1 protein-coding gene is annotated in these 1486 nt (G+C 64.3%); it reads right to left on the reverse strand.

What is annotated here, in order from left to right; all coding sequences use genetic code 11:
- Positions 1 to 13: 13 nt before the first annotated feature.
- The gene (locus tag ACWDSI_RS20440) at positions 14 to 1324 is read right to left on the reverse strand and encodes an ISL3 family transposase (RefSeq protein WP_449757685.1); all 1311 of its coding nucleotides are present in this window, start codon (positions 1322 to 1324) and stop codon (positions 14 to 16) included.
- Positions 1325 to 1486 lie beyond the last annotated feature (162 nt).

The following is a 1486-nucleotide window of genomic DNA, read 5'->3' on the forward strand; positions in this document are numbered from 1 at the left end:
GGCTCTTCCTGATTCAGAGTGCATCGAGGCGTTCTGCGAGTTGGCCAGAGTGGATCAGTGACCGCAAGATGTAGTGGCTGAGGTTGCGGAATCCGAGGGCGATGCCGCGTAGGTGCTCGAGTCGGCCGTTGATCGCTTCAACCGGCCCGTTGGAGGCGCCGGTGTCGAAGTAGGCCAGGATCTCGCGGTGCCGTGCCCACAACGATCGGCCGAGTTGGGCGAGCTCGCACAGTCCTGCGGGTAGGCCGTTGCGGATGCGTTTGAGCAGCTTGTACATCGCGATCTTGCCCGCACGCTTGTCCGGGTGCTCGTAGGCGCCGATGAGGTCTTGATACACCGCGTGGGTGACCGAAACGGCCATATGCTCGTCACGGGCATCCAGCCCGGTCTGCAGCTTGGTTGCTTGTTTGTCACTGAGCAACCCGATCCGCGTCAGCAGAGTGCGGCGGATACCGAACAACGGGTCCCCGCTGCGGCCGCGGTGTCCGCAGGTATCTTGTTGCACGCGTTGACGACACAACGTTAGCTTCTGCGCCGCCAAGTGCACCACATGGAACGGGTCCATCACGGTGCGGGCCTTGTCGAGGGTCTCCGCGGTGGCGGTGTGGTAGCCGGCGAACCCGTCCATGGTGACCACCCGGATACGATCGCGAAACGACTGGTCGCGAGCATCGAGCCAGTCCTTGAGCGCCGCTTTCGAGCGGCCGGCTACCACATCGAGCAACCGTGCCGGCCCGGTGCCATCGACGATCGGGGTGAGATCGACCAACACGGTCACGAAACTCGAATCACCCTCACCGCGAACGTGTTTCCACTTGTGCTCATCCACACCCAAGACCCGCACACCGGCCAGCCGGTCGGGTGCGGCCGCCAGCTTCCGGGCCGCGTCCAGGGCCAGTGCGTTGACGGTGTTCCAGCCCAGGCCGACCGAGGCAGCGACCGCCGTGACGCTCATCTTGTCCAGAATCATCCGGCGCATGATCCAGGTGGTGGTGCGCCGGGTGACTTGGGTGCGCGGTGCGACGATCGTGCTGATGTCGGCACGGAAGATCGACGTCGCACACTCGGCGGTGCTGCACACATACCGCGGCACCCGCAGGTGCAGGCGGGTGGGATGACCGACAATCGGCAGATCAGCGACCTCACGATCGATGTGATCACGCAGCTGGCCCGACTGCCCGCAGGCCGGGCAGGTGTCCTTCGGGGCCAGGACCTGGCAGAACAGGTGGGTGCGGTCCTCGGCATCGACGGCGGCGTCGGTGATCGACACCCCTAACTCGATGGTGCGGCAAATCGTGTCAGCAATCGCGCTACGCTGCGTCATGGGTCCTGTCGGTGTGCTGGTGTTTGTGTAGGAGCTTTCACCCTTACACCGCAGGACCCGCCTACATCTCCAGGCACACCGCCGCACCATCGGCGACCTTCATCACCCCCACATCTTGTGGTCGCCAGAACCTGTTTCACGCACCGTCAATCAGGAAGGGCC

Source organism: Gordonia sp. NPDC003429, assembly GCF_053588575.1.

Bases quoted from the DNA above. Each gene is read 5' to 3' on its own strand.
- ACWDSI_RS20440 (WP_449757685.1), bottom strand. From the start codon at position 1,324: ATGACGCAGCGTAGCGCGATTGCTGACACGATTTGCCGCACCATCGAG.